Raw genomic sequence first — 23,062 nt, 5'->3', positions numbered from 1 at the left:
CTACGGTTCGGACTCATGGCGCCTGTTTCGCGAACCCCGATTCCCTGGGAGGCGGTTCGGCTGCGTCCATTGCGGATATCGGACGAGCATGTCGTCCGCGCGGCGCATCAGGCTATGTCCGACGAGGGCTTTTCGTTCGCCTTGGGACTGGCCCAGGACGTGGCGTGGTCGCAGTATGTGTCCGCACTTGAGGACCAGCGGCAGGGGTTGAATCTGCCTCACGGCGTCGTCGCCGCCACGTATCTGGTGGCCACGGCACGCGACCAGATAGTAGGTCGCACGTCGATCCGGCACACCCTAAACGACTCGTTACGCCGCAGGGGTGGTCACATCGGCTATGGCGTTCTGGCCCAGTATCGGCGTTGCGGCTACGGCACGGCAATCCTGCGTCACAGTCTCACGATCGCCCGCGCACTTGGCATCGACCGCGCGCTCATCACCTGCGACAACGACAACCTTGGATCACGACGAATCATCGAATCCTGCGGCGGCGTCCTGGAATCGGTCGAACCAAACTCCGACGGCACCATCATCCGCCGCTACTGGATCGACTGAATTCCATCTCGCATCAGCTGCTGGCGACCTTCGCTGCATTTCGCGCCTCCCCATGCGACTTTCACGGGTACCGGAAGTATCCCCACCTGAGCGGCCGTACTCGTCGATCAATCACGCTGCCGGGCACCGCGATGGTTGGATGATGCGTGGCGGCAGATGTACGGCTACCGAACGTGTGGAGGGGACTTGTTGGTGGATCAGCGATGGGTGTGGTCGGAGGACGAACTGGACGGGTGGGGCGCTCAGGCACTGGCTGATGATGCGGGGATCACGATGGCACGCAAGGAGTTTGAGCGCACCGGCTACGCCGTGGTGTCACGGTTGATTCCTGCTCAGTTGCGGTCGGCGGTCGCCTCAGAAGCTCTGCGGTTGGTAGAGCACGTGGGTGTCCGGCGTGATCTCGTTCTCGCCGCGACCGGATACACGCCGCGGCGGATGCGGAACGTGACTCGGGTCAATATCGCGTGCAACGGTTCGGTGATCGAGGCGATCTACGATTCCGCGGCGACAACACAGCTGCTGTCGGCCGTGGCCGGGAAACCAGTATTTCGGTGTCCGTACGAGCCCGAGCAGTTCGTGATCACCAGGCTGGAGGACGCTGGTGATACGCATGGATGGCATTGGGACGATTACAGTTTCGTGTCGTGTGAGGTCTCGGGACCTAGTTGACGCGAGACGCTCAGCACCAGGTTGAAGGTCTCAGGACACGGTGGACTGCGGCGGTCAGAGTTTCGGGGCGTGGATCTTGGCTTTCCAGCGGCGGATCGGGATGTCGGTGGTGCGGGGGTGGATGCAGATTTCTGCGCCATCACAGGTGACGCGGAAGTGGGTGTCCTCGGCGTGGATGGTGACGATCCGTCCGGCGTAGGTGCGGCCGATCCTCAGGTTCTGGCGGGCCACCATGACGACACCGTCGCGGGGGACTTTCCGTTGGACGCTGATCGGGCCGGGTTTCGGTGGTGGCAGCGGGGTGTTGGCGATGCGTGCTCCGCGAAGTTTGGTGCGTTCTTCGGCTGGCATCGGCGCCGGGAGCGTTTTCGCGAGCACGCCGTCATGGACGACGTGGAGCAGATGTCCATCCAGGCGCAGCAGGACCTTTCGACCGGCGAGTTCGGATCCGATTTTGACGCGATATTGGCCGAGTCCCGTTGTGCCGCTGCCGTCTACAGATCTCTCTAGTTCGATAACCGCCCCGGCCGGGAGTTCGTCGACGTGTCGAGCAACCGCCGCGGCCGGTGGTGAGCCAGCGGGCTGGGCGCCGCGCATGGTCAGCTGGTGGAGGTCGTCCGCGGTGAGGTTGGACGGCACGGTCTTGATCAATTTGCCGCCGATGAGGACATGGACGCTGTGCTGGTCTGCCCACACATGCGCAACCTGCCCGGCCAAATCTGGGCTAACCCGCGCTCGCTGCACCGGTGCGAGCACAGCGATCTGCCCGCTGGGCGGCACGACTGTGTCGAACTCCACCGCCCCCTCCGAGGACGGCATCACCAAACCCGCTTCCTCTGGGGCGGAACTCGTGCCCGTGCCGGTGGTCGTGTCCATGCTGGCCTCGTGCGGTGAGGCACTCATCTGGGTGATAGTCAGCGGTTCGGGCTGGTCGTTGGGCCGGAACAGAGTCGCCGGGGTCTGCATGTCCAGTGCTTGATGCGGGCGCGAGTGGTTGTAGGCGTGCACCCATGCCGTGATCGCTGCCTGCGCCGATGGCAGATCCTCGAACGACCCTGACGGGTCCAGCAATTCACGACGCAGGGTCTGATGCCACCGCTCGATTTTGCCCGTTGTCGTTGGTGAGAACGGTTTCGTCAGCCGTGCTGTGATGCCGTTCTCGCGGCAGACTCGTTCGAACAGCACCTCCGCTGGGCGGGGTTTGGTGAAGCGGCCGGTGAATTGTTTTCCGTTGTCGGTCAACACTTCTGCGGGCACGCCGTAGATGCGCATCGCTTTCAGGAACGCATCGGCAACCGCTCGCCCGGATGGCACCGCGAGCACCGAGGCGATCACCACGAACCGGGAATGATCATCGATCCCGGTCAGCATCTTGCACTCACGACCGTCTTTCAGGAAGATCCCACCAACGAGGTCGAGCTGCCACAGATGCATAGGCGCTTCACGCTGCCACCGCTTGTATTTGCGTCGATGCTGCTGCTCCTGGCGCCGGACCAGGCCATTGCGCACCAACATACGATGTACCGTCGCCCGTGACGGCGGCGCGGTCACTCCGGATCTGGCCAGCTCGAACGCAATTCGCCGAGCGCCCCACCGCGGATGCGCGCGCCGCATCTCACACGTGAGCGCTTCGACATCAGCCGATACTCGGGTCGGACTCGTCCGAGGGCGGCTCGATACCGCACGGAGCGCCTCGATCCCACCTGCCTGGTACTTGGCCTTCCAGTTGTAAACCGATTGTCGAGACACGCCGTACCGCACGGCCACCTCACTGACCGCGGATCCGTCCAAGACCTCCAGGACAGCACGAAAACGATGCTCTACCAACCAATCCCGGTCTTCGGTCGACTCGCCACTCGGCACGACCAGTCAGCATCACGACGCACGCCGAATTTGTCAAAAAGGTCCCGAGAACCGAAAGCCCAAGAGGTCCTGAGCCTTCACACGACACAGTTTCGCATTGGTGTGGGTGGCGGAATGTCCACCGACCCACGATGGCGGGTTCGTGGAGTGCATTCCGGACACGGTATGGGACAAGGCGAAGCCAGAGGTAGCCCGGCTCGTGCAGGATCGAGTGGTACACACCTTGAGTGTCGGCGCGGGGAATGTGTACTTGATGCGGACGAACACAACATTGCATCGGGTGCACCCGATCCGGCGCGGGCGACGCACGATTGTCAACATGGCATTCGCGTCGGCGGGCGAGCTGAACGCGGCGGTGTCGCACGAGACGATGGACAGCCTGTGGTCGACGCCAGGGGCCGAGTGAAGGGGAGCTGACCGGTGCAACGCCTCGAACTGAGTTCTGTGGACGGTATCCGGCTGGACTTCGCGCTCCACCACTGCCCGGTCGAGCCCCCATTAGGAGTGGTGCTGTTGGTGCACGGCATCACGGTGGACATGGACGAGGGCGGGGGCATGTTCGTCCGGTTGGCGCAGCAGTTGGTGTCGCAGGGGTTCGATGTCGTGCGGTTCTCCTTCCGAGGGCACGGTGCGAGCGGTGGAACGCAGCAGGGGGTGACGATCGCCGGTGAATGCTTGGATCTGCAGGCCGTAGTGACCGCGGTCCGCGAGCGATTCGCTGGGCAGCGAATGTCGATTGTGGCGGCGAGCTTCGGTGCTGTATCGACGGCAATGTCGTTGTCGTGGCTCGATGATCTGTATCGGCTGGTGCTGTGGAATCCGGTGCTGGATCTGCGGCGTACGTTTCTGGTTCCGGAGTTGGCGTGGGGTGAGGAGAATTTCGGCGCTGTTGGGCAGAAATGTCTGGCCGACAACGGTTTTCTGCTCGTTGACGGTGAGTTCCAGCTCGGTCGTGTCCTGTTCGCCGAGTTCGCGCATTATCAGCCGTTGGATGATTTCCATGCCGCAGACGTGCCGACGCTGATCGTGCACGGCGACCACGACACGGCAGTGTCGTATGACGTCACTGCCCAGGCCGCGCGATCACGATCACACACCACACTGCACACGATTGCCGGGTCGGACCACGGATTCGACTCCCGGGCACGCGAAGACCAAGCGATCAGCACGACCGTCGACTGGCTGGTCGAACAGTCGATGTCGTGACGGGCGTAAAGCTCTCGCAACTGTATACGCCGATCCGACTCGGCGAATCCGTCATCGTCGGGGAACAGTGCACGCTCGGGTATCCGAAGGAAGCCCGTATCCGAGACGCGCAACGCGGGCAGCACACGATCGGCGAACCTGTCGTGATCGGAGACCGCACCCTGTTGTTCAACCAGGTAGTAGTGAACGAAGGCACCACGCTGGGGGCGGACTGCGTGCTGGAGGATCGTTCCCGGATCGGCTACGGCTGCGTGATCGGTGACCGGACGAGAGTGGTGCAGCCCCTCCGACAAAGTCGGAATGATCTCAGTGCGTCCGGATTACGCGATTGTTGCGCGCATCCCCAGGAACTGCTTCACCTCTGCAACTGCGGCATGCGGCCGTACCGCAGTCGCGATTGCATCCAACTTGCGTTGTAATCGAGCGGACCCAACCCCGCTGATGCTGTTGAAGTTCGCCGTAAGCAGCGAACAGCCGTGGGCAGCATCGCCAGCCTTGATGTGGGTGTGGGCAAGCTCCAACTGCCACACGCTTCGCTCACGGGGCCATTGTGCTGTACCGGCAATAGCCTCCTGCAGATAGGCCACGGCCTGGTTGTAGTCACCGGCTCCCATGTATGAAATGCCGGTCAGCCCGTTGAACTCCGCTTCGGGCAGCCATACCCAATCGGGGTCATACCCTCGTCCGGACTCGTACGCGCGGTGTGCCCGGCTAAGTGTCTTCTCCATCGCTGGCTTGTCAGAAGCGGCACCCAGAGCTTGTGCCTCGCGAAGAGTGGTCAGTGCGCGCACCTTCGGGCCACCGCTGCGACGAGCGGCATCCTGCGCGGCCTGTGTCAGATGTACCGAGTCCTGCGGGCGTGGCTGACGGCCGGGAAGTTCTTCCAGCCCGTCGGTATCCAGGTCGATAATGCTGGCGTTGAGCAATGCGTGCGATGTGGCGATCCCGTCGCCTGCTGCGGCGGACTTCTGGGCTGCGTCGGCGTAATAGCGGCGGGCGGCGTTTCGGTGGTCCGCGTCGTAGTGCACCCATCCTGCGGCGGTCATCATCTCTGCGGTGGCCGTGGCCAGCGCTTTGCCGGTGTCCTCGTTGTAGCTGCCGCTGTCGAGCAACTGCTGGACGTAGCGAGCCTGGCCAGCCGCCAGATGGCACAGTCGGTCACCGCCAACAACGAGATCCAACTCGTGAATCTGGTTAATACTGTCCGTGATTTGAGCGACGTCGCTGGCGCCGACTTTTATCCCGGATGACGCAGCGTGGGCTGGCACGTTCGCCGCGACCATGGCAGCGCCTGCGCCCCCGAGTGCCCCTGCTCTGAAGAAGTTGCGACGGTCCACGTCTGCCTCCTCGTCCGACTCCACTACCAGTATGGCCAGCGGAACCTGAAGCGCGCGTGCGACGAGTCGCAGGACACGGACGTCGTGTGAGGCGGGGCCGCCGCGCTCCAAGCCCGAGATTGCGGGCTGAGAGAAGTTGAGCAACTCTCCCAGCTCTGTCTGGGTCATCCCGATAGATTTCCTGATCCGGCGGATGACGTCGCCGGTTGTCATATACATATCCAGCGTCCCCGATTGTCGGCTGATTTGCCCAAGCTGTCTACCTGAAAACCATTCCCCCGCAGAATATATGGGTTTTCGTATAAACAAAATGGAAACCTAAATTTCCGCGCCCACCTGGCGTTTTGGCGGCTTTACGGTCGGTTTCGGTGCCCGGCACCGGGCCGACGCCGTTACCGCCTCGGGCGGCGCATTGGCCCCTGTGAGCCGGGGCCGGTGGCGAAAGCCCCCGGTGCCGGGTACCGCCTGACCTTGCTGCTTATTGCACCGGAAGAAGGATGGACGATGCCCACGAATTCTCTTGCCATGTACCAACTCATCGCCCTGTGCGACGCTGGTGCCCATCAGGCGCCGATGCTGCCGTTCACAGTTGCCCAAGCGCACGAGATTATGCAGATCCATATTGCTTGCCGTGCGAAGCAGTGCCCGCGCAAGGCTGCCGCACAGCAGATCCTGGTCGACGCCGATCGGATGGTTCTAGCCCCGAACAGACTGCGGTGATGGTGGTGACGACACATCAGTCGCATGTCGCATCGCCGCCGCGTCGAATTCGCCACATCCACATCGAATTCGGAGCGCTGAACTTGGATTACCAAGCCAGTGCCGAACAAGCCCAAAATGTGGCCGATGAACTGGCCCAGGGCTTTCCTGAATTCGTTGTCACGGTCGATGACGATGTGCGCGTCGATCTGCCGCCTTTGCCGTGCGGCGAACTTTGGGACTGACCGCACTGGCCAACCATCGAGCACCAGTTGTCTGCGAAATGTGAAGGGACGCGCACTGTGCCATCTGACCATCAACCACCAGATCATTTTGTATTCGGGCTCTCACTGAACAGAGCGGCGTTGTTTTCAGCCCCACCGGTTGAGGCTCGGCCTGACCAGCCACTGCCGGATGCGGGGCCGTTCCTGCGGGTGTTCGCGAGCGTCGATGAACCCGGCACGGTGCTCATGCGCTGTGCTCGGCAGTACATCGGCATCTGGCGCCACGTCTACGAGCATGGCCGCAACACGGGCGTCCCGGCTGAGGAGCACCTTTCACTGCTGACGTGGCTGATCGACCGCGAAGCGGGAGGGCACGTCAGGGGGATTACGGTCGACGCTGACGCACCGACGAATCCGTCGTCGTATGGCGAGATGGTGGCCTGGCTGGGTTGGAAGTACCTGCTGGTGGCGCTGCGGCAGGACCAATCCGCTCACGCCGAAAACGATGCGGTGGAACTGAATCGGCAGATCGAAGCGCTCGACCGGTTGGTCGCCGATGTGCGGGCTGGACGGGTGCGGTTGCCGGACAAGGCCAGGGGTGTGTTTCCGCCGAAGACGATTCGGCCGGAAGGACCAACCAGCGACGAGTCTGACAGACCGCAGGCGAATGGGTCGCCCGAAGAGGCAGAGTGCTGATGACGAACTCCTTCAGCCACAGGACATTCGTTCAAGCCGAGGGAGTGCTCGCGGAGTACATGTGTCAGGTACACCTGATGGAACTCACCCCTAAGCGTGCTCGCCAGCTCCTCGAGATCCACCGCTACCACCATCCGGATGACTGCGTGGTGCATGCGGAGGCGGCGTATCTGCTCCTGAGCGAGAACGAATCCTGAACGATGCCAACGCTGCTCGTCGCCATCCCGTGGAGCGGCTCAGTCGTCTTCACAGCGGTGTTGTGCTTCCGGTTGGGTTACTGGTGGAAGACAACCGAGCTACAAGGGCGGCACGCTGTAGGGAACGTGTCGAGTAGGGACGATCCGTGGGAGTCCGACGAGTACGAGCTCGGTGACGAAGTGTCGACGAGTGCATCGCTGCTGGCGAGGCCGCGGCGGTGGTGGAGCGAAGATGACGACACTGAGGTGATGCCGGTGATCGATGACGCCGCAGATGACCAGTAGCTCGGACATGCACCGTCAACGTGGCCCGCTCCGTTTCCGGAGCGGGCTGTTGGCGGCTCATGAGACTTTCAGTTTCGCCCCTTTGCGCAGCCGAATTGCCCGGTGCCCGTTCAGATCTCCCGATACCGCGCCAGGACTTGTTTCACGGCATCTGTGACCGGTGGTTCCTCGGCCAGGCTGGTCCATGTGTACGCGTCGTGTTCGGTCAGCTGCACTGTGTCGGTACTGGCGACCTCGACGGTGAAGTTGAATTGGCGGCTCTTCTTGCCGCTGCCGGACTGGTAGTCGAAGTCGCCCAGGTAGTTTCGGATGGCGGTGACGTCGAGGCCGGTCTCCTCTTTGATTTCCCGGATCAGGGCTTGGTCGATGGATTCGCCGGGATCGACTTTGCCGCTGGGAAGTTCCCAGATCCCACCCATGAAATCGTCAGTGGGGCGTTGCAACAGCAGAATCTTTCCGCTGTGTTGGACGACGGCGCCCACGACGAGTTGTTGCACCTCGTCACGGTCGGCTTCCCGCGTCAACTTCTCCAGCAGTGTTGTCTCGACCATCGAGTTCTACCCTTTCAAATCGGCGTGGTGGGTGATGACTTTGTAGAGCGCTTCGATGTAGCGGTCGACGAGCGGCAGGTCCTCGTCTCGATGCCAAACAGGGAGTTTGAGAGTGGCATGGTGGAGCTCTTCGGCTCGTGGGTAGTCACCAGGGGCGTAAGCCAGCTTGCCAGTGAAGGCGGGAAACAACGGATCTGGCTCCTGGAAAAGCGGCAGCAGGTTCAGCGGGCAGGTCGATCCTGGTCGGTCGAATTCGTAGCAGCCCTCGGCCTGCAACGCGGCGTGGAAACGCTCGACCGGCACGTCGTCGAAGAATTCGCCGTCGTAGAGGATCGTGAGTCCGTACCAGGCTGGTCGCGTGTGTGGTTCGTGCCAGGTAATGGTCAGGCCCGGCTCTCGCTGGAGTTCGTCGTGGATGTGCTCGGCGATGTGCTGCCGCCCTGCGAGGTAGTCATCCAGATGTGAAAGCTGTTCCAGCGCAACGGCTGCGGCCAGTGGGTGGATGCGATGCTTGAGTCCCATGCCCGTCACGGCGTAGCGACTGAGGTCGGAACGCGCTGGGATTTCGTTTCGGCACCGCTTGTTGTACTGGCCATGCAGCAAGACGCGGTGATACACCTCCTCGTCATCGGTGAGGATGAGGCCGCCTTCGCCTGCTGACAGCGGTTTGGGCCCGTTCATGCTGAAAGCGGCGGCTCGCCCGAACGTGCCGAGCTTCTTCTCACCGATACTCGCCCCGTGAGCGTGGGAAGCGTCTTCAAGCAGTAGCAAGCCGTGGGCGTCCGCCAGTGTGCGCAGACGTTGGACTTGGGCGGGCATCCCCCACATATGGGTCACCACAATGGCTTTGGTGCGGTCGGTGATGCGTCTCGGCACGTCGGCCGGATCGAGGTTGCCACTGGCGTCGCAATCGGCCAGGACGGGGGTCGCAGCCAGGTGCAAGAGCGGTGTGGCGGTGGCGAAGAACGTGTATGCGGGCACGATCACTTCATCGCCCGGCCCGATGCCGCAGGCGGCGTACATCGAATACAGCGCCGCTGTGCCTGAGCTGGTGAGGATGGCGTGGCGGACACCGAAGTAGCGCTGAAGCGCATCTTCCAGTCGGGCGATGACACCCGAGCGGTCATAGATCGAGATGCCCTCGTCGAGCTGGTCGAGGACGGCGATGCTGGTGGCTTCGGTCAGTGGTGGCCATGAAAAGTGCGGCGCTGCTCCGGATATGACAGGCGCGCCGCCGAGCAGCGCGAGTGGTGAGGTCACAAGAGCTCCTTGGGATTGAGGGGGATGTGGGTGCGCGCAGCCTCGTAGCAGGCGGCGACAAAGGCCATGTGAGCGAGGTTTTCGGCTGGATCGCTGAGGTTGGGTCGGGTGCCGTTGATGACGCGGTGGAAGTAGTCGATCTGGCAGGCCGCGGCCGAGGGCCAGGCTTGTTCACGATGCAGTGACTCGATGACCTCGCCGCTGTTGGTTAGTCGGCGGATGCGGCCACGTTCCAGATGCACGACGCCGTCAGACCCGACGAGCCGGATTTCTTCGGTTTTCGGTCCGATGAACCGCGAGAGGAGCAACGAGCCGTAGAGGCCGCCTTCGTACGAAAAGTGAATGAGCGCAGTATCTTCGGCGTCGTACCGCCGGTCCGGTCGCGCACCGACCGACAGTTCGGCAGCGATGCTGTCGGGCAATCCGAAATACCACAGGAGCAGGTCGATGAGGTGGTAGCCCATGTCGATCACGCAGCCGCCGCCCGCCTTGGCGGTCTGCCCACGCCAGCCCTCGGACGGGTCATCGACATGCACGGTGTAGCGTGCGTCGATCAGAAACGGCGTGCCGATCTGATCAGCGAGCTGTGGGAAGCTCGTATAGATCGGATTGAATCGCCGTTGCAGCGTGACCATCAGCTTGATGCCGGATCGTTCGCACAACTCCGCCAGTTCGATGGCCTCGACCAGGTCGGTGGCGAAAGGCTTCTCCTTGAGCACGTGGACCTTATGCTCCGCCGCGCACTCGATCACCGCCCGGCCAACATCGTGCGGGACACAGACCACGACGAGGTCGACGGCCTCAGCCTCAAACATTTCGCGGTAGTCGGTGAAGCCGGGCACCTGATGCAACGTTTGCTGCTCATGCACGATGTTCGCGTCCGCATCGCAGACGGCGACCAGCTCGACGTGATGTGACGCCACGAGCGCTGGAAGGTGATCGTTGATTGCTTGACGTCCGAGGCCCACTACAGCGGCGCGCAGTGTTGTGCTGCGGTCAGCGACACGGCGCGCTGTGCGCCACCCGGATTCAACGTCCGGGTGGACGATGCGCGACGCTGGTGCCGCACCGATAGCGCCTTGGACCGATTCACATGGTCTCATTGGATCCCCCAACTGATCACGTTGTGCACGACGCCCCCGCCAGATCGGAGCCGTTGTTCAAGCCTCACGCACGCGGCGCTTCAGAAAGAGGGCAAGTTACGGGGCAGATAATCTGCCCGACTCGGTGTCGGTGCCGCTGGATAGACTGAGCCGACCAATACCGGCAAGGGACGCATGCAACCGAACGTGCAACTCCAGCAGCGACGGGAGGCCACACCGTCGTCGGTCAATTCTGGTCAGGCAATTGGCCGCGCCGAGCTGGCCGAGGCCGTCAACGCCTACATTTGGCGCCAGCACGGTCAGCGACGCGAACTCGATGCCCGCACCATCGCCCGCTACGAGCGCGGCACTGTCCGCTGGCCCAACGAGCTCTACCGGGAAGCCTTCCGCGCCATCCTGCACGCCACCGACAGTGAGCTGGGCTTCATACCGAATCGTCGGCGCCGCGACGCGGCGACACAGCCGGACGGGCTGCTCGCGATAAACCTATTCAGCCCTTTCGATCCGGGCACCGGTCCTGCCCACTATTTCGGCCCGAACGCCGACGACAAGCCGATCCGCCGTGTCGGCACAACCGAAGTCATCGACATCCAAACGGCCACGCGCACAATCGCTTCGGCGGAGAACCTCCGTGGCGGCGGCTCGATCAGCCTTGTCGCGGGCAGACAACTTGGCCGCTTCGTGCGCCTGCTCGATGCAAAGGCGTCGCCGGGCACTCGCCGGGCCATGCTCGAAGCGATCGGCAACTTCGGTAGCGTCGCTGGATATGCCTCCTTCGACATCGGCGATCACACGGCGGCTGAGCGCAGGTTCCGGCTGGCACTATGGTGCGCCGACGCAGCCGGATCGTGGGAGCTGCGCGCCAGCACGCTCGCCGACATGGCACGCAAGATGGCCTATATCGGCAATCCTGATGGCGGATTGTCGCTCATCGAGCTGGCCCAAGTGCGATCCGACCGACTCTCCGCCACAACCCGCGCCATGCTCAGCGCCCTACGCGCCCAATACTTGGCCGCTACGGCACGGCCCGACGAAGCACTCTCCGAGGTGGCACGCGCCGACGAATACTTTGCCCAGCGCACCCCTGCCACGGACGCCCCGTGGCTGTGCTTCTACGACGAGGCGGAGCACCTCGGTAGCACCGGCAAGGCCCTGATCCCGATCGCACAAGCTCGACACCGAATCAAGTTGGCAGCACCCAGGATTCAGCGAGCTGTCGAACTTCAAGCTGCAGAATACCCGCGCTCCCAGACGTTCTCGCTCACGCGCTTGGCTACCCTGACGATGCAGATCGGCGACCCGAAAGAAGCAGTAGTCCTTGGGATCCGTGCGGCTACGCAGGCCGGCCAGCTCGACTCGCATCGTATCCACAACGAACTGCAGCGATTGGCTGCTGCTTCGTCACGTCACCGGCGAATGAAGGACGTCGTGGAACTGCGCGAAGTCATCACCCGCCGATCTGCAGCGAAAGCAGCGTTATGACGGCAGCAACATCATCCGAGGAAATACTGGCGAAGGCCGCTCAGCGAGCCGACCTCGACCTGAATGAGCACGAGGTGATCCGCGAAGGATCCCACGCGATTTACCGGGTTGGTGACATCGTGGCCCGGATCGGGAGGCCCGGCAGCCTGAAGGCTGCCGAGCGGGAGTTGCGAGTGTCGCAGTGGCTCAACAGTTCTGGTATCCCGACAGTGGAGACGGTATCGGAACTGCCTCAGCCTATCGTTGTCGACGACCGACCCGTCACCTGGTGGCATCTCATCCCGAACCATCGGCCGGCCACCCCTGCCGAGCTCGGCGCCATGCTCCGCGCACTCCACTCGTTGACACCGCCGACCGATCCCGACTTGCCGAAATACGACCCGTTCGGTGACCTTCGCGAACGATTGGCGACCGCGGGCACGGTAGACCTCGATGACCGAATGTGGCTGCTGACGCGCTACGACGAACTACGGCGGCAATATGACACGCTGCCCGGTCCGCTACGGCTCTCGGTGATTCATGGTGATGCCTGGCAAGGCAATCTGCTCGTGCCGCAATCGGGTGTTGCGACTGTGCTGGATCTCGACAAGGTATCGGTTGGCCGGTCGGAATGGGATCTCATTCAACTCGCTGTCGACTACACCGACTTCGCACGGATTCCCGAGACTGACTACCTGTCGTTCGTGAACGCTTATGGCGGCCAGGACATCACAGGGTCATCGGACTTCAGACTCTTCGCCGATATCCAAGAGCTACGTTGGGTGGGGTTCTCGCTCGAGCGCGCTGCAGCGAATGCGGTTGCGGCGCAACAAGCAAAACATCGAATTGCTTGCTTGCGTGGGCACTTACCGAAACCGTGGGAATGGAAGGCACTCTAAGTAAGGCGGGCTTGTCGGTGCCGGAAACGAGTGGGAGGCCGCACATTTGATGCGATCCGGCCAACCCGGCGGGATCAGCCACTGGCTCCGGCACCGGATACCCCGGCGGCTGACAACACCGTCGGAGCGTTCGCCGCCGTGATCACTTATGCGTCGCTGTGTGCGGGCGCCGAGCGTGAGACAGGGGTGGATCACGGAGGCGCGGTTCTGCTGAGTCGGCTCTGCCGTGCCTACGACATCCCCGCGCCGGATTGCTGTCCGGCGCATCACGCTTGCCGGAGCACACAAGGTCACCGCATGCCGGGAACGAGCGGTCGCGTACTGGTGGTTCCGCGCCGCCTCCTCGGCCTGCGCTGGTGGTGGGTGAGGGTGCCTGTGTGGCATGTCGGGAACTCACCGATACCGGTATCGCTGTGGTCGGTACAGGTGAATGGCCGGTAGCGGTCCTGATGCGGCTCGGCTGGAGCTTCGAAGAAGCAACGGTCATGATCAGCGGCATCACCGGGTGTATGGGCGTCGGACCACTGACAGATCGTCATCGTCAGCGTCCTGCCTTGCTGGTGGCGCCGGTGCTAGCGTCCCAAGCTATGGCTGGCTCCGGGTATGTGCCGCATCTGTATTCGATCTCGATCAAGGGCGTCGTCGTCCGTGACGGCAAAGTGCTACTGCTCAAGAACGAACGCGAGGAGTGGGAACTGCCGGGCGGTCGGATCGAACCGGAAGAAACCCCCGAGGAATGCGTGGCACGGGAGATCACCGAGGAGACACAGTGGCCGGTCAACACCGGCCCGATCCTCGACACCTGGATCTACTACATCAACGCAGCCGAACGACACGTCTTCATCGTCACCTACGGCTGCTATCCCGACACCGACGACGAACCCGTACTTTCCCACGAGCACAAGGAAGTCGGGCTGTTCCGGGATGACGAGATCGGCGGGCTGAACATGCCTGACGGGTATAAGCGGTCGATCATGACGTGGTTCGCTCAACTGCGGGCAGCCGAAAGCGTCTAGGTGCCCGTGGCGGCCGGGGACAAGCGGTGGCCTCCGCAGGGGCGAGAAGAATCAACTGAGGCCAGACGAACCGGATGGCGGTTGCGGAGTATCACCCAGCACTTTCACCTCCTGGGTCGGTGCAACCACCTGGTATGGGTCGGTTTCGGTTGCTCCGCAGCCACCGCCAACGAGATACCGACCCGCTGCCAGGTTGTCACGCATGATCTGAATCGTCTGCCCCGCTTGTGCGTACCCGGCACCGCTGTGTTCGGCGAATTCGTGCACTGATCCGTCGATTCCGATCGTTGCCCAGCAGATTCCTGACTCGTTCGGATTGTGGATTGTTGCAGTTACCTCGTGCGGACCGGTCGCAGCGAAGCTGAGGTCCGGCACCTGGTAGCTACCCGATGCGGCGACGGACGGTGCGGCAGCGATCGGCAATGTCCAAGTGGCCATGATTGCCGCGAGCAGTATCGTGGGAGTCCTTGGCACGCAGATGATTCTGACAGGTTTGGTGGGAAGGTACTCAGCTTCCAATCCGATCCGAGAACACACTCGGCCACCGCGGGGAAAGCCTGTCGACCAGACGACTGGCCGCTGAATCCGCCGATCGGTTTGTGGGATCCAGAATTGGCGGAGTGGGTGATCAGCGAGGATGAGTTCGAACGAGGATCGCCGCGTAATCCGCCGCGGTCGACTGGTGATCATCAGGCTCACGGGTGCGCTGACTCTCCCAGCACCGCAGCGCTACGTCGCGAATGGCGATTATCGGGAGGTCGGTTCGGCGTGCTGGCCAGAGTCCATCGGTTGTGGCAAGTTACCGATGAATCCGCCGCGTGCAATAAGCGCACGAGTGTCTTCGCCGGGTATCGGCGCCGAGAAGAGGAAACCTTGTCCGCGAAAACAGCCCAGCTCGACCAGTATTCGGGCGGCTTCCGGTGTTTCGATTCCCGCGGCGGAGACTACTAGTCCGAAGCTTGCGGCCAGTCCGATGATGGCCCGCACCACCATCGCGTCTTGATTGTCGGCCTTCAGTTGGAGCACAAACGAGTGGTGTATCTCGAGGTAGTCGACTGGTAACTGTCGCAGCATCGCTAGTGAGCCGTTGTACGTTCCGAATCCACCGATGCCCACTTTGATTCCGAGCCGTTTCAGACCGCGGACGACAGCGACGGCTGACTCGAAGTCGGTGTCGGCGTCTTCGGCGAGTTCGATCGATACCGATGCGGCTTCGATACCGGTGCGGCGGATAACTGCATCGAGGGTGTCGACGAACTCCGGCTCCGCGAGCAGTAGAGGCGAGATGTTCATCCGCAGCGTCATGTCTTGCGCGAGTCCCTGCGCCCGCCACCCGACGAACTCGGTGCAGGCGGTGCGGATGACCCACCAGCCGAGTTCGGGTGCGAGACCGGCCTTTTCGACGGCACGGAGAAAGGCCGACGGCAAGAGCAGTCCCCGGTCGGGATGATTCCATCGCACCAGGGCCTCGACGGCCACCAGTGCTCCCGTGCGCAGATCGACTTCAGGCAGATAGTGAAGCACCAATTGCCCGGATCGGATGGCGTGACGCAGTTGCACCTCGAGTGGGGGACCGCCTGATCGGGATCGGTTGCGAATCAACCCGAGTTGGTCGAGCAGGGGGTTGAGGTCGGCCTGCGGTTGACGCAGGCCGACCGCGATTAGTTCATGGCAGAGTTGCCGGTGCAGGGCGGGCAGCGTCAATAGTTCATGGCCGCCGGGCAGGCCTTCACTCAACAGGCGGATGAGACGACTGGTGTAGGCGGGGTAGGTCTCGGCGTCGAGCTTTTTCGAGATCCCGTTGGGCGGTGCGGATGTCAGGATGGCCGTGCCTTCGGTGACGATCTCGTTCAGCAGGCCTTGTCCGTTTGCGGACTGGTTGACGCCGAGTGCGCGTCCGGAATAGCAGCAGTCCAGGATCACGACCTTGGCGGCTGCGGGGCTGTCCACGTAGAGGTCGCGGAACGCTTCGAATGGAATGCCACCGATTCCGGGGCGGTCTGGATGCGTGTCTGCCACCGCCAGATGCAGCTCGCCACGCCGGGGACCGAGCACTCCATGCCCGGCGAAGTAGATCAGCAGCAGATCGCGGGCCTGCGCCGCCGCCGCAGCGACCGCGTGGCCGATTGCCGACGGCGACGCGGTTTCTGGAAGAAGGGTGCAGTGGTCGGCAAGCAGCGATCCGTGTACCGGATCGCTGAGCACATCACGCAGCTCGGCCGCGCCTGCATGTACACCCGGAAGATCCGGCAGATGCTCATAGCAGTCGATCCCGATAAGGACCGCATGCGAGGTCTGTTGATCCGGTAACCGCATCTCGGCATTCCCTTGCGCCGCTTCAGCTCACCCGTCGGCGTCCAGGACCGCTTGCAGCAAAGCTGCCACATCAGGCACACGCTCAGCATCGACAATCACCGACCGCCCACTGAGGTTGCGAACCTCGATGTGGATGTCGGAATGCCGTGGCTGGGCGAACCAGGTCTTCAGAGATGTAGCCAGCACCGATAACACCCCGCCGCCGCCGACCGCGACGGTGGCCAGCTCGACCAGCGAACCCATGTCGCCGGGATTGGGAACCGCGTCGGTGACGGTGATTTTTCCGCGCAGTTCTGGCTCCGCACGCAACCAGCGGACTAGTTCCCCCATGTGCCAACCGGGATCGGCACCGATGATCGACAGTGTCAGTTCCGTGTCCATGACTGCCCCCGCTTCGCCCTCGTGATCGCCGAGCCACTGTGGACGATACCGTGATCATCGAAGTCCCAGGCCCAGAGCCGATTTCGAACTTACCGGAACTCCGAACCTGGCAACATCCGTTCGGAAAATGACGTTGGGTTTATGAGCCTGTCGCTCGGCGATTCCCGGTGAAAGCGTCACACGGGTTCGTGCTGCGCTCACTCACAGTCCGAAATCGTGCTCGTGCTGTGCCTGGCTGATGTCGACGGGATCGTCGAAGTAGTCGAAGCTTTCGTCGTCGGGCCCGCTGAGTTGTTGACGTAGTTGTTGTTCGATGTCGGCCTCGATGGGGTTCAGTTGGGTGCGTCGGTGTTGTTCGGATAACAACTGTTCGAGTTGTTGCTCGAAGTCGGCGATGCGAGCGGCGTGGGCTTGTTCAGCCGGGTCGATCTCGGCTGGCTGCGGGGTGGTGGATGTGGAGGCAGGTTGACTGTCGGCGGTCAGGATTTGTTCCCATTCCTCGGCGGGGCCAGCGATCTGTAGCGCTCGACGTTGGGCGTTGCGGGCGGTGGTGCGTGCGGAATCCCTGAGGTTGGTGCGGCGTTGTCGTTCGGTTTCGAGGCTGGCGATCTGGGTGTTGAGGGCGCGGCGTTGGCTACGGCGGTAGACGGGTGTGTTTGCGAGTGTGGTTCTGGCGCTGTTGAGTTGGGTGGCGAGGGCGCGGACGGCGCGTTCGGCGTCTTCGAATTCGCGGATGCTGGTGTGGGCGTTGTTGATGGCTTGGCGTGCTTGTTGCTGATGGCGGACTGGTTCCTCGTCGTAGGGGTCGGGATGGTTCGGTCGGGGGTTGTAGATGATTGCGTCGGTGTCGGCGAGTGCGATGCACTGGTAGAGGTCGTTGATGTTCTGTTGGAGTTCGGTTTCGCTGAGCATTCCGAGTGCGTCGAGCGTGGGGGCGGTGACCGGTTGGGGGAGGGGATGAGCTGTGGCCCATGCCGCGATTCGCGCGCGGGCGACGGGTCCGCTGGCGCGCCAGTCGCGTCGCAGTATTGCGCGGGCGGCCTCGGGTGGGTGGATGGCGGCGATGTGGTCGCAGCGGGCTCGGATGTGGTCGGTGGGGTCGTGGTCGGGGATGCCGGGTTCGTTGTTGTCGCGGCAGTCGCTGCAGAGTCCGTCGTCGCTGCGGCGCAACGAGATCGGCGTGGTGTCGATGCGGGCGCGTTCGAGTCCGCAGCAGACGCAGCTGAGGCCGTGGCTGTCGGGAATGGCGGCTAAGTCGTAGTCCAGGACGTAGCCATCGGGCTGTGATTCGGGGATGACGTCGCGGTCGTAGTGGTGAGGAACTCCTTCGGGTAGTGGCTGATCGAAGGGGTTGTCGTCGACGTTGGCGCGGGTATCGAGGTAGTCCTCGACCGCTTTTGCGGCGTCTTCGTCGATCGGCTGCGGGATCGTGTCGGATCGGCGCGCTCCTGTGCGGGTGGGGTTGTCGCGGGCGGCTTCATGGCGCCGGTTGCGGCGATATGTGGGTGCGGCGGGGACGGTGGCTGGTTGGTATACGTGCGGATCGCTGCTCGGAGTGCAAGATTCGATGAGTGCGCGATGCTCAGGGAATTGGTCGGCGGCGTGGCGTAGCCGAGCGAGCGCAATGGGAAATGCATAGCTGTACAGGGTTTCCGCGACGCGTTCGATGATTGCGCGTTGCTCAGCGGTGGCGTTGTCGGTCAGTTCGCGGAACGCAGCAGCGGCGGTACGGATCTGGCCGGTCTGCATCAACTCTGCGATCTCGCCGATGTCGACTGAGGCGCTATGGGCCTCGAAATCACCACTGTGCCTGCGTGTTTCCGGACGGTCCCCAGTGGTGGTGTTGGACGGACGGTCGGAACCGGCATCGACATGCGCCTGAGGTTCGGTGTCCCCGTCAGGTGCGTTGTCGGTGGGGTTGTGTTGCAGGAGTGCGTCGATGCGCCAGGCGAGTGCGCTTGCCAGTTGGTCCGGGCGTAGGGCTTGGGTGTGGTCTGGTTGGGCTGCTTGGAGGAGTTCGTGTGCGGTGGTGAGGAGTTCGTGGGGTGTCCAGTCGGTGCCGGTGGCGCGGTCGATGGCTGCGACGATGCGCGGCCACGCCGGATCGTTGATGACCCGGTCGGCGGTGTCGGTGCCGAGGATGTCGTGCAACTCGGTGGTCCATGGCGGGCGCAGATCGCGGTCGCCGTTGGAGTTGTCGAGCGCTGAGGGTTCGAGTTCCAGGCGTGACCACAATGCGGCTGCGGGCATTTCGTCGGGCAAGGGTCGGAGAGCAGCGGCGTCGCGGAGGCGGGTTTTGATGTCGATTCCGGCGCGGTCGGCGAGGTCGATTTTGTCGGCGAGGGTAGGCCAATAGGGGTCGGTGGTGATGCGCTCGTCGAGCTGTTTCACCGCGGGCAACCACTTGTTGACGGGCCGATCGATATCGCCCACTGTCTCGGTTACGCGAGTGTTCAGTAGCTCTTGATGCTCGCGTTCGAGCACGGTGTGCCGGGCGGGTCCGGTGGGGCGTAGGTCGCGGTCATCGACGTGCAGGGAGGCTCGCCAGACCGCGAGGTCGGCGAGCAGTTGCGGGTCGCTACCGATCAGGGGTCGTGCCCAGAACGGCGCTGTGGCCGCGGTCCAGTCTCGGGCTTCGGTGCGGATCGCGGTGGCGAGGTCGGCGACGATCCGCGCTCGCGCCGCGAGCTGCCCGGAATCAGTGTCCTCGCCCAGGCCGCGCGGCAGCCCCCGCGTCCAGGGCAGCGGCCCGACGCCGCACGAATGCGCACCGGAAGGGTCCAGGCGCCAATCCAACACGGCGGCAACATCGTCGGCGGTATCGAGTTCCCGAACCGCCGCAGCAGTGTGCAATGCGGGGATCGGATCAGCTCCAGTGAGCGAGATACTCGCGAGATGCTGCCGCAATATCGGGTAGGCGGGGCAGTCGGTGAGCCCGGCACACAGCGCTTCAGCCGCGGCGTCGAGTGCAGCGAGTCCGTCTGCACCGAGGGCGTTTTCGGCGGCGATACCGAGCGCGTCGAGGTAGATGTCGACCGAGCGGCCGATGCGGCGGAACGGATTCAGTGCGTCCCGCAGCTCGGTGTGCGCGGATTTCCGTGTGCCGTCGCGCCCGAAAATGCGTAACAGGACTTCGACCGCGGTGCGCGGAAACACCGCCGGCTCGCTGTAGAACGATGCCTCGTTGCCGTCCAAAGTGGTCGGCACGTAGGCGTGGTTTGTGTGCGCGCCGCGGGTCATCGCGACATACAACTGCGCGCGAGTTTCGTATCCGGTGAGCGCGACGTGACACGTTTCGGCGGTCACTCCTTGTGCAGAATCGATCGTTGTCGCGTACCCGAGCCGCACAAACGTGGACACGTATTGCGCGGGAAGTGTCACCGTGTGACCGCGTTCGCGACCCGAACGCAAGTGGGTGACGGTCAAACTTCCGTTGTCGTGGACTCCGGCGATGATCCACCGATATCCGTTGCGAACCCAATCCCGATCGCCCACACGCAGCCGTCGATCGTTGCGTCGGGTCAGGATCGTGTCACCGACCGACGCGCGAAGCCCGTCGGCGAGTGCGCATTCCGGCCCGACATGTGCATTTGATCGAGCGATCCGATCCGCGCGGGCGCGCTGGTTGAGCTCACCGACGATGTCGTGGATGGCCGCGAGCATGATGCTGTCGCGACCGCCCAGGTGGTCGTCGATCCACCCGGTGTAGGTGTCGTCGTGGGTGGTAGCGGCGGAGCCGGAGTGGATGCGTCGGTGATCGAGGTAGAACCCGAGCGCGGCCGGATCACCATCCCGCAACAACAAACTGGCGGATGCTTCGCCAGGGGAGGCGAAGCGCACAACGTGGCTGAGGGTAAGTGCGGCGTTGTTGGTGGCGTCGTTCATGTCGGTGTGGGCGCCACCGGCCTCGATGGAGGGCAACTGTTTCGGGTCACCCAGGCAGCGGATCGTCGTGCCCCGTCCGGCCAGGAATTGCAGTAGGCGCAGGCGTTTGAGGTTCCCGATTTTGATGTGTTCGTCGACGATCACCAACGTGTCGGAGTCGATTTGCAGCACCCATTGCGGCAGCGATGGTGGTGGTCGATTGCTGTCGCGGGCAAGGTTTTTTAGTGTCGGTGTGTGGCGGCCCAGGACGTCGAGGAGTTTGTCGACGGTCTCCACCCGCGCCCCGATCGAGGTACCCAACTCCGCTGCCGCGGCCGCGGTGGGTGCTAGACCGAGGACGGTGCCGCCGCTGGCGTGCCAGGCGTCGGTGAGCACGCGCATGGCGGTGGTTTTGCCGGTCCCGGCGGGGGCGTCGATGGTGTGCACGCGCAGCGGGGAGGACGCGAACCCGTGTACGGCCGCGATCTGCCCGGCGTTGAGCTGCCTTTTCGGGTGAGCTTCGTTGTATGCGTTGACGGCTTGTTCGATGGTGGCGGAAGGGATTTGGCGGCCCCCGGGTTGGACGGCGAGGTCGATCAACTGCTGCGTGACACCCAAAACCTGCTTCGAGGTGTACACCTGCGAACCGGCGCGGGTGTGCACGCTGGTGCCGTCACGGCGGGCGAACATCACCGGCACCGCTTGTAGTCGCGGCTCGTCGGCGATATCGGGATCTCCACGCGCGACTACCTCACCTGGTGAGAGCGCTTCGGCGACGACGGCTTCGGCGACGTGTTCCCACTCACCGAGGCGGATGTGTCCGCGGAGTTGGCGTTCGGTTTCGCTGCGGATGTGGTGGTGTTGCCAGGTCGAACGCTGCGCCGACACCGTTTCGACCACCGTCGCGGCGGTGCGCGCGATCCACGTCTCATCGATTGCCGCACGCGCCCGCCGCACCGGATTCAGGGCGGCGGAAACCATCCGCGCCACCGCTTCCCGCCCACCCAACACCGTGACAGCTTGGGCGCGCCAGTCGCTGCGCTGCTGGGCTCGTGAGCGCATGAGGTGTTTGTCGGGACGGGTTTGCAGGGTGGCGCGGTCCATCAAATCGAACATCTCCGCCGGTAGCGGTTCGCGCCCGAGGCGGCGTTGGAACTCCACGGTGAGCCGTCCGAGATGTTTGGTGATCGCCGCATCACGCGCAGACCACAACTCGTTCAACTGGGTTGGGATGCCGACGATTTCGCGGATCGGGCGTTTGGACGGGTCCAGGCCGGGCCGTTCGGTGAACTCCACACCCACCATGTCCCCGAGGAACAACTCCAGGCTGGTGTTGTAGATCTCGGAGACGGTGACCACGTGTTGGTAGATCATCGCGCCGTCGAGGGTGCGCCACTGCCCATCCAGTGTGCGGACACGGTTGGCGATGAGCATGTGCGTGTGCAGGTCGGGGTCACCGGCACGGCTTTCTCGATGCGTGAACATCGCCGCAACCAGGCCCTCGACATCGACTTGGCGGACACCGTTGCGCCCCAGCCTGGTGAAGATCGCGTGCTGTTCCAGCCATCGCACTGCCACCTCGATCGCGGCGTGGTGGGCGTCTTCGATCTTCTCGGAGACCGCCCTCGGTGCCAGCGCCCAGAGCGCGGAGACGGACTTGACGGGGCTGAAGGTGATGTCGAAACCCGCGACAGCGGTCGCTTTCGGGCGCGAGTTCCGTGCGACCCAGCTCGACAATTCACGTGCGTCCAAGGGTGCGCGGTCGTACTGTTCGGTGAACATTTCCGTCGCGATTTCGGTGCGGATTCGTGCGCGAATGTCATCGGGAATGTTGTCATCGAGGTCTGAACCGTTCGCGGTGTTGTGTTCTTCGTAGGCTTGCGCGCACCGTTTCCGGTATTCGGTGACGTCGGAATAGACTCGGAAAGGATGCCCCAACTTCGACGCTTTATCGGCCGCGCGCGAGGCGTCTTTGATTTTCGCACCCGCCTCTATCTGCTCATCGAACACGCGCGCTTCGATGGCGTCGGCGTTCGGGTGGCGACCCAACCCGAACAGGGACTTCATCTGATCCTCGGTGACCTCGTCACCGAGCCCGATCCCCAACGCCGCCAACCCCGTACCGTGCCAATGCCCCGGCGACTCCCCATGAACCGAGTAATAGTCGGCCAGGCTGGACCGGCCGCGAGCGGGATCATCATTCGCGGCCACATTACGCAGGTAATACTGATAGCCATTTCCTGCGACGACTTTATGCAGTGTCGCGGTCATACCTCCAGCAAGCACCACATCCGCGATAAAAGCCAGGCCCGCAATTCACCTAATTATCGGCAAATCAAACAAAACCCCTGGTCGTTATAAAATTGTGACAGCTGTGGGCGCTGGGGAACTATAAATGATGCGTCAACAATCTTGAAGTCGGTGCAAGAGTGTCGCGCGGTGGCAGTTCCTGATAGTCCGCCTGGGAGACCGCGACGTTG

General features: G+C 63.2%; 22 protein-coding genes. 12 read left to right on the top strand and 10 right to left on the bottom strand.

The window, feature by feature from the left end; translation table 11 throughout:
* The first annotated feature begins 15 nt into the window (after positions 1-15).
* Both ACIBJI_RS34255 and ACIBJI_RS34250 read left to right on the top strand, forming a co-directional pair.
* Positions 16-555 (top strand): GNAT family N-acetyltransferase, encoded by a 540-nt coding sequence (locus ACIBJI_RS34255; protein WP_397087405.1) that lies wholly within the window; start codon positions 16-18, stop codon positions 553-555.
* Between the two features lie 192 nt (positions 556-747).
* On the top strand, positions 748-1,224 hold the full coding sequence (locus tag ACIBJI_RS34250; protein ID WP_397087403.1) for a hypothetical protein: 477 nt from the start codon (positions 748-750) through the stop codon (positions 1,222-1,224).
* A 54-nt stretch (positions 1,225-1,278) separates the two neighbouring features.
* On the opposite strand, the gene ACIBJI_RS34245 is transcribed toward ACIBJI_RS34250, so the two are convergent.
* A complete protein-coding gene (locus tag ACIBJI_RS34245; protein ID WP_397087401.1) occupies positions 1,279-3,087 on the bottom strand; it encodes an IS481 family transposase in 1,809 nt (602 codons plus the stop codon).
* Positions 3,088-3,340: 253 nt separating this feature from the next.
* Between ACIBJI_RS34245 and ACIBJI_RS34240 the strand changes: the two genes are divergently transcribed.
* Positions 3,341-3,493 carry a hypothetical protein gene (locus tag ACIBJI_RS34240; protein ID WP_397087399.1) on the top strand — a complete coding sequence of 51 codons (153 nt, stop codon included), beginning with the start codon at positions 3,341-3,343 and terminating at the stop codon, positions 3,491-3,493.
* A gap of 14 nt (positions 3,494-3,507) precedes the next feature.
* Positions 3,508-4,293 (top strand): alpha/beta hydrolase family protein, encoded by a 786-nt coding sequence (locus tag ACIBJI_RS34235; RefSeq protein WP_397087397.1) that lies wholly within the window; start codon positions 3,508-3,510, stop codon positions 4,291-4,293.
* 320 nt (positions 4,294-4,613) lie between these two features.
* Here ACIBJI_RS34235 and ACIBJI_RS34230 read toward each other — a convergent pair whose 3' ends face one another.
* On the bottom strand, positions 4,614-5,843 hold the full coding sequence (locus ACIBJI_RS34230) for a helix-turn-helix domain-containing protein (RefSeq protein ID WP_397087395.1): 1,230 nt from the start codon (positions 5,841-5,843) through the stop codon (positions 4,614-4,616).
* Positions 5,844-6,134: 291 nt separating this feature from the next.
* On the opposite strand from ACIBJI_RS34230, the gene ACIBJI_RS34225 reads away from it, so the two are divergent.
* From ACIBJI_RS34225 to ACIBJI_RS34205, 5 genes are all read left to right on the top strand, one after another.
* A complete protein-coding gene (locus tag ACIBJI_RS34225) occupies positions 6,135-6,350 on the top strand; it encodes a hypothetical protein (RefSeq protein WP_329405706.1) in 216 nt (71 codons plus the stop codon).
* The gene (locus tag ACIBJI_RS34220; protein ID WP_397087393.1) at positions 6,350-6,574 is read left to right on the top strand and encodes a hypothetical protein; all 225 of its coding nucleotides are present in this window, start codon (positions 6,350-6,352) and stop codon (positions 6,572-6,574) included. Before ACIBJI_RS34225 ends, ACIBJI_RS34220 begins: the two co-directional genes overlap by 1 nt.
* 120 nt (positions 6,575-6,694) lie before the next feature.
* Positions 6,695-7,249 (top strand): hypothetical protein, encoded by a 555-nt coding sequence (locus ACIBJI_RS34215; RefSeq protein ID WP_397087391.1) that lies wholly within the window; start codon positions 6,695-6,697, stop codon positions 7,247-7,249.
* Positions 7,249-7,446 (top strand): hypothetical protein, encoded by a 198-nt coding sequence (locus tag ACIBJI_RS34210; protein WP_397087389.1) that lies wholly within the window; start codon positions 7,249-7,251, stop codon positions 7,444-7,446. The genes ACIBJI_RS34215 and ACIBJI_RS34210 overlap by 1 nt, the downstream gene beginning before the upstream one ends.
* A 3-nt stretch (positions 7,447-7,449) precedes the next feature.
* On the top strand, positions 7,450-7,731 hold the full coding sequence (locus ACIBJI_RS34205; protein WP_327097363.1) for a hypothetical protein: 282 nt from the start codon (positions 7,450-7,452) through the stop codon (positions 7,729-7,731).
* A gap of 110 nt (positions 7,732-7,841) precedes the next feature.
* Here the strand turns inward: ACIBJI_RS34205 and ACIBJI_RS34200 are convergent, their stop codons facing one another.
* The 4 genes from ACIBJI_RS34200 to ACIBJI_RS34185 are packed head-to-tail and all read right to left on the bottom strand — an operon-like array spanning position 7,842 to position 10,635.
* On the bottom strand, positions 7,842-8,282 hold the full coding sequence (locus ACIBJI_RS34200) for an NUDIX domain-containing protein (protein WP_327097364.1): 441 nt from the start codon (positions 8,280-8,282) through the stop codon (positions 7,842-7,844).
* A 6-nt stretch (positions 8,283-8,288) separates the two neighbouring features.
* On the bottom strand, positions 8,289-9,542 hold the full coding sequence (locus tag ACIBJI_RS34195; protein ID WP_397087387.1) for a DegT/DnrJ/EryC1/StrS family aminotransferase: 1,254 nt from the start codon (positions 9,540-9,542) through the stop codon (positions 8,289-8,291).
* Positions 9,539-10,510 carry a Gfo/Idh/MocA family protein gene (locus ACIBJI_RS34190; protein ID WP_397087385.1) on the bottom strand — a complete coding sequence of 324 codons (972 nt, stop codon included), beginning with the start codon at positions 10,508-10,510 and terminating at the stop codon, positions 9,539-9,541. The genes ACIBJI_RS34195 and ACIBJI_RS34190 overlap by 4 nt, the downstream gene beginning before the upstream one ends.
* Entirely contained in the window at positions 10,510-10,635 is a 126-nt protein-coding gene (locus ACIBJI_RS34185) for a hypothetical protein (RefSeq protein ID WP_397087383.1), read from the bottom strand. The genes ACIBJI_RS34190 and ACIBJI_RS34185 overlap by 1 nt, the downstream gene beginning before the upstream one ends.
* Positions 10,636-10,819: 184 nt before the next feature.
* Here ACIBJI_RS34185 and ACIBJI_RS34180 point away from each other — a divergent pair, with 184 nt between their 5' ends.
* The 3 genes from ACIBJI_RS34180 (at position 10,820) to ACIBJI_RS34170 (ending at position 14,021) form a co-directional block, all read left to right on the top strand.
* Positions 10,820-12,127: an XRE family transcriptional regulator gene (locus ACIBJI_RS34180; RefSeq protein WP_397087381.1), complete on the top strand. Its 1,308-nt coding sequence runs from the start codon at positions 10,820-10,822 to the stop codon at positions 12,125-12,127.
* On the top strand, positions 12,124-13,005 hold the full coding sequence (locus tag ACIBJI_RS34175; protein WP_397087379.1) for a phosphotransferase enzyme family protein: 882 nt from the start codon (positions 12,124-12,126) through the stop codon (positions 13,003-13,005). Before ACIBJI_RS34180 ends, ACIBJI_RS34175 begins: the two co-directional genes overlap by 4 nt.
* 377 nt (positions 13,006-13,382) lie before the next feature.
* Positions 13,383-14,021 (top strand): NUDIX domain-containing protein, encoded by a 639-nt coding sequence (locus ACIBJI_RS34170; RefSeq protein WP_397087377.1) that lies wholly within the window; start codon positions 13,383-13,385, stop codon positions 14,019-14,021.
* 51 nt (positions 14,022-14,072) lie between these two features.
* Here ACIBJI_RS34170 and ACIBJI_RS34165 read toward each other — a convergent pair whose 3' ends face one another.
* From ACIBJI_RS34165 to mobF, 4 genes are all read right to left on the bottom strand, one after another.
* Entirely contained in the window at positions 14,073-14,495 is a 423-nt protein-coding gene (locus ACIBJI_RS34165; protein WP_397087375.1) for a hypothetical protein, read from the bottom strand.
* Between the two features lie 273 nt (positions 14,496-14,768).
* Complete coding sequence (locus ACIBJI_RS34160; RefSeq protein ID WP_397087373.1) at positions 14,769-16,337, bottom strand: EAL domain-containing protein; 1,569 nt, start codon at positions 16,335-16,337, stop codon at positions 14,769-14,771.
* A 27-nt stretch (positions 16,338-16,364) separates the two neighbouring features.
* Positions 16,365-16,718, bottom strand: a complete 354-nt coding sequence (locus ACIBJI_RS34155; protein WP_397087371.1) for a hypothetical protein — start codon at positions 16,716-16,718, stop codon at positions 16,365-16,367.
* A gap of 201 nt (positions 16,719-16,919) precedes the next feature.
* Entirely contained in the window at positions 16,920-22,853 is a 5,934-nt protein-coding gene (gene mobF / locus ACIBJI_RS34150; RefSeq protein WP_397087369.1) for a MobF family relaxase, read from the bottom strand.
* Positions 22,854-23,062 lie beyond the last annotated feature (209 nt).

Source organism: Nocardia sp. NPDC050408 (assembly GCF_044458905.1).
Classification (GTDB): domain Bacteria; phylum Actinomycetota; class Actinomycetes; order Mycobacteriales; family Mycobacteriaceae; genus Nocardia.
This window is presented reverse-complemented; position numbering and strand designations above follow the sequence as displayed.

Bases quoted from the DNA above. Each gene is read 5' to 3' on its own strand.
- ACIBJI_RS34255 (WP_397087405.1), top strand. From the start codon at position 16: ATGGCGCCTGTTTCGCGAACCCCGATTCCCTGGGAGGCGGTTCGGCTG.
- ACIBJI_RS34220 (WP_397087393.1), top strand. From the start codon at position 6,350: ATGGTGGTGACGACACATCAGTCGCATGTCGCATCGCCGCCGCGTCGA.
- ACIBJI_RS34230 (WP_397087395.1), bottom strand. From the start codon at position 5,843: ATGACAACCGGCGACGTCATCCGCCGGATCAGGAAATCTATCGGGATG.
- mobF (WP_397087369.1), bottom strand. From the start codon at position 22,853: ATGACCGCGACACTGCATAAAGTCGTCGCAGGAAATGGCTATCAGTAT.
- ACIBJI_RS34210 (WP_397087389.1), top strand. From the start codon at position 7,249: ATGACGAACTCCTTCAGCCACAGGACATTCGTTCAAGCCGAGGGAGTG.
- ACIBJI_RS34240 (WP_397087399.1), top strand. From the start codon at position 3,341: ATGCGGACGAACACAACATTGCATCGGGTGCACCCGATCCGGCGCGGG.
- ACIBJI_RS34155 (WP_397087371.1), bottom strand. From the start codon at position 16,718: ATGGACACGGAACTGACACTGTCGATCATCGGTGCCGATCCCGGTTGG.
- ACIBJI_RS34180 (WP_397087381.1), top strand. From the start codon at position 10,820: ATGCAACCGAACGTGCAACTCCAGCAGCGACGGGAGGCCACACCGTCG.
- ACIBJI_RS34175 (WP_397087379.1), top strand. From the start codon at position 12,124: ATGACGGCAGCAACATCATCCGAGGAAATACTGGCGAAGGCCGCTCAG.
- ACIBJI_RS34200 (WP_327097364.1), bottom strand. From the start codon at position 8,282: ATGGTCGAGACAACACTGCTGGAGAAGTTGACGCGGGAAGCCGACCGT.
- ACIBJI_RS34205 (WP_327097363.1), top strand. From the start codon at position 7,450: ATGCCAACGCTGCTCGTCGCCATCCCGTGGAGCGGCTCAGTCGTCTTC.
- ACIBJI_RS34225 (WP_329405706.1), top strand. From the start codon at position 6,135: ATGCCCACGAATTCTCTTGCCATGTACCAACTCATCGCCCTGTGCGAC.
- ACIBJI_RS34160 (WP_397087373.1), bottom strand. From the start codon at position 16,337: ATGCGGTTACCGGATCAACAGACCTCGCATGCGGTCCTTATCGGGATC.